Source organism: Pseudomonas sp. (assembly GCF_026224925.1).
GTDB lineage: Bacteria > Pseudomonadota > Gammaproteobacteria > Pseudomonadales > Pseudomonadaceae > Aquipseudomonas.
This window is the reverse complement of the sequence record NZ_JAMFRV010000581.1, coordinates 1-4,308: the sequence shown is the minus strand read 5'-3', so window position 1 is coordinate 4,308 and position 4,308 is coordinate 1. Positions and strand designations below refer to the sequence as shown.

Annotated in this window: 3 protein-coding genes; 1 reads left to right on the top strand and 2 read right to left on the bottom strand. The window is 58.6% G+C overall.

Translation table 11 applies throughout. The annotated features are described in order from the left end of the window. On the bottom strand, nt 1-1,059 hold a 1,059-nt coding region (locus tag M0974_RS24270; RefSeq protein WP_297842975.1), incomplete at its 3' end, for a TRAM domain-containing protein. Beyond that, nucleotides 1,059-1,961 (bottom strand): cysteine synthase CysM, encoded by a 903-nt coding sequence (gene cysM / locus M0974_RS24265; RefSeq protein WP_297842972.1) that lies wholly within the window; start codon nt 1,959-1,961, stop codon nt 1,059-1,061. The genes M0974_RS24270 and cysM, both read right to left, overlap by 1 nt. A 303-nt stretch (nt 1,962-2,264) precedes the next feature. Here cysM and M0974_RS24260 point away from each other — a divergent pair. Next, the coding region (locus M0974_RS24260; protein ID WP_297842969.1) for an ATP-binding protein at nt 2,265-4,308 on the top strand (2,044 nt) is incomplete at its 3' end.

The following is a 4,308-nucleotide window of genomic DNA, read 5'->3' as shown; positions in this document are numbered from 1 at the left end:
GTTATGCAGATCATTACTCAATGCATTGGCTGTAGCACGTTCGACCATGGTCGCAACGCCTTCTACCGCCACCACTTCGCGGGCCTGTTTGGCCAGCGGCAATGCAAAATTTCCCAACCCACAAAACAGATCGAGAATACGCTCATCCGCTTGGGGTGCCAGCCATTCCATTGCCTGCGCGATCATCGCCGCATTGACCACGGCGTTAACCTGAATGAAATCTCCAGGCCGGTAAGCCAACTGTAAATCCCACTGCTCCAGCGCATAGCCCAACGTTTGCGACGGGTCCACCGGCTGCGGCGCACCATCACCGTGCATCCATAGCTGCGCGTGATGCGTCTGGCAAAAACCTTGCAGCAATGCCAAATCGGCCTCGGCCAGCGGCGCGGTATGGCGCAATAACACGGCGGTGGAGGATCCGCTGAATAACTCAACGTGGCCCAACACCTGTGGTTTGCTGAACTGCCGCAGCATGGCGGGCAACTGCGTCATGATCGGTTGCAAGGCCTGTACCAGCACCGGACATTCATCGATGCCGATGATGTCTTGACTCGATGCCGCACGAAATCCAACGTCCAGCCGTTTGGCCTTGGCGTCCCAGCGCACGGCGACTCGCGCCCGACGGCGGTAGGCAAATTCAGGACCGGTTAACGGCGCTGCCCATTCGTCAGGTTCGATGCCCGCGACACGGGTCAATTGCTCAGCGAGCATGCGCTGTTTAAGGGCAAGCTGTTCGTCATGGGAAATGTGTTGAATGCTGCAGCCACCGCATCGGCCGAAATGCGCGCACGGCGCAGGACGACGCATGGCGCTGGCCAGGAACACACGTTCGGTGCGGGCTTCAACCACTTTGCCGTGGGCATTCAGGACGCGGGCTTCAACTTCCTCACCGGCAAGACTGCCCGCGACAAACCAAGTACGGCCTTCGAAGAAAGCAATACCACGCCCGTCGCTGGCCAGACGTTCAATGGTCAAACGTTGTTTTTTGCCTGTCGGCACTTGCGGCGCTTTGGTGCCGCCAGTGGGCTGGAAACGCAGGCCTCGCTCTTGCTTGGCCATCAGTTAGGTTCGTCGTAGACGCCGGTCGACAAGTAACGGTCGCCTCGGTCACAAATGATAGCGACCATGACCGCGTTCTCGACTTCCTGGGACAAACGCAACATCCCCGCTACTGCACCGCCCGATGACACGCCGCAGAAGATGCCTTCTTCGCGGGCCAGGCGGCGCATTACGTTTTCAGCTTCGTCTTGGGCCATGTCGACAATACGGTCCACTCGGTCAGCCTGATAAATTTTCGGCAGGTACTCGTGCGGCCAGCGCCGGATACCGGGGATGGAGGCACCGTCCATCGGCTGCAAACCGATGATCTGCACCTCGGAGTTTTGCTCCTTGAGGTAACGCGAAACACCCATGATGGTGCCCGTGGTACCCATGGAACTAATGAAATGGGTAATCGTGCCGCCGGTTTGCTGCCAGATCTCCGGGCCCGTGCTGGTGTAGTGCGCTTCAGGGTTATCGCCGTTGGCGAACTGGTCGAGCACCTTGCCACGGCCTTCGGCCTGCATCCGTTCAGCGAGGTCGCGGGCGCCTTCCATGCCCTGCTCCTTGCTGACCAGAATCAGCTCGGCGCCATAGGCAGTCATTGCCGCCTTACGCTCGGCGCTGGAGTTGTCCGGCATGATCAAAATCATCCGGTAGCCTTTGATCGCGGCAGCCATCGCCAGCGCGATGCCGGTGTTGCCTGAGGTCGCTTCGATCAGGGTATCGCCCTGGTGGATTTGCCCGCGTAATTCAGCGCGGGTAATCATCGACAGCGCCGGGCGGTCTTTTACTGAGCCAGCCGGGTTGTTGCCCTCAAGCTTTAATAGCAGGGTATTAGTGCTGTCACCGGCCAGGCGCTGTAAACGCACAAGCGGGGTGTTGCCGACGCAATCGGCGATGGTTTGATACTGCAAGGTCATGGCGTCTTCGCAATCCAGACTGCGGGGGCGCCTATCATAACGGCAAACGTTCAAACCCCATATCACGCAAAGTGCGCTCGATATAACTGAAGGATATAACAGCGCAGTTTTTTGGATTAAGCCCCAATCCTCTGTAGGAGCGAACTTGTTCGCGAATGCCGCGCCTCGGTACACCACACATACTGCACCGCCTATCTAATCGCCAACAAGTTGGCTCCTACAGTGGTTTGTGGAGGCCGGCGCGCAAGCAAATAGCTACACTGCGGTCTTGAGCGGTTTGGCTTGGAAGCTGGAGAGAATGGCGTGCTGAATAAGCTGGGTATTAAAGGCCGTGTGCTACTGCTGACCACTGTTCCGGCCCTGCTGATGGCTAGCGTGTTGGGCGGCTATTTCACGTGGATGCAGTTGTCGGATCTGCAAGTACAACTGTTGCAGCGTGGCGAAATGATTTCCGACGAACTTGCGCCGCTGGCCGCCCCTGCGCTGGGTCGCAACGACCGCGTATTGCTTGAGCGGATTGCCGGGCAAGCGCTGGAGCTTGGCGATGTACGCTCCGTCTCATTTCTAGACGCCGACCGCAACCTGTTATCCCATGCCGGCCCCAGCATGATTAACCTGCAACCGGTAGGTAACAGCAACCACCTGCTGCAACGTTCCGGCAACGACGCCACGCGGTTTTTATTGCCGGTGTTCGGTCGCCAGCGCCATTTGACCGGTGACATGATTCCCGACGAAGACGACCGCTTGTTGGGTTGGGTCGAGCTGGAACTGTCCCACACCGGAACGCTATTGCGCGGCTACCGCAGCCTGTTCGCCAGCCTGTTGCTGATTGCCACGGGGCTGATTTTGACGGCGATTGTGGCCATGCGCATGAGCCGCACCATCAGCGTGCCCATCAGCCGAATCAAACTCGCGGTGGCGCAATTGAAGGACGGCAACCTGGAAGTTCGACTGCCCCCACTCGGCAGCCTGGAGCTGGATGAGCTGGCCTCTGGCATCAACCGCATGGCCGCCACCCTGCAAAATGCCCAGGAAGAGTTGCAGCACAGCATCGATCAGGCCACGGAAGATGTTCGGCAAAACCTCGAAACCATCGAGATCCAGAACATAGAACTGGACCTGGCGCGCAAAGAGGCATTGGAAGCCAGCCGGATCAAATCCGAATTCCTCGCCAACATGAGCCACGAGATTCGCACACCGCTCAACGGCATTCTCGGATTCACTCACTTGCTGCAAAAGAGTGAGATGACCCCGCGTCAACTGGACTACCTGAGCACAATCGAGAAATCCGCCGACAGCCTGTTGAGCATCATCAACGAGATTCTCGACTTCTCGAAAATTGAAGCCGGCAAACTGGTTCTCGACAGCGTGCCGTTCAATCTGCGCGACCTGTTGCAAGACACCCTGACCATCCTCGCCCCTGCTGCCCATGCCAAACAGCTGGAATTGGTGAGCCTGGTGTACCGCGATACGCCGCTGGCGCTGCTGGGCGACCCGCTGCGGCTCAAGCAAATTCTCACTAATTTAGTCAGCAACGCGATCAAATTCACCCGCGAAGGCACCATCGTCGCCCGCGCCATGCTCGAAGATGAGCAAGAAGACAGCGTGCAACTGCGGATCAGCGTGCAGGACACCGGCATTGGTTTATCCAACCAAGACGTGCGCGCGTTGTTCCAGGCGTTCAGTCAGGCGGATAACTCGCTGTCTCGACAGCCGGGCGGTACCGGCCTAGGCCTGGTGATTTCGAAACGTTTGATCGAGCAAATGGGCGGCGAAATCGGCGTCGACAGCACGCCCGGCGAAGGCTCGGAGTTCTGGATCAGCCTGAATTTGCCGAAAACCCGAGACGACCTGGACGATCTGCCGTCTGCGCCGCTGCTGGGTCGCCGAGTCGCGGTACTGGAAAACCACGAATTGGCGCGTCAGGCGTTGCAGCATCAATTGGAGGATTGCGGGCTTGAAGCGATCATTTTCAATAACCTCGAAGCCTTGATCAACGGCGTCACCGCCGCCCACGAAACACCGCAGGTGATTGATTTGGCCGTGCTGGGGATCACCACCCACGAGCTGCCGCCTGAACGCTTGCGCCAGCACATTTGGGATCTAGAGAACCTCGGCTGCAAAGTGTTGGTGCTGTGCCCAACCACTGAACAGGCGCAGTTTCAACTGTCCGTGCCCAATGCCCAAAGCCAATTGCAGGCCAAGCCAGCCTGCACGCGCAAACTGCGCCGTGCCTTGTCTGAGCTGATCCACCCGAAACAACAGCGCAGCGATGTGACCGAACCGCTGTCGAGCCGGGCGCCGCGTTTACTGTGCGTCGATGACAACCCGGCCAACCTGCTGCTGG

Excerpts from the sequence above, each read along its gene's own strand:
- cysM (WP_297842972.1), bottom strand. The coding sequence starts at position 1,961 with ATGACCTTGCAGTATCAAACCATCGCCGATTGCGTCGGCAACACCCCG.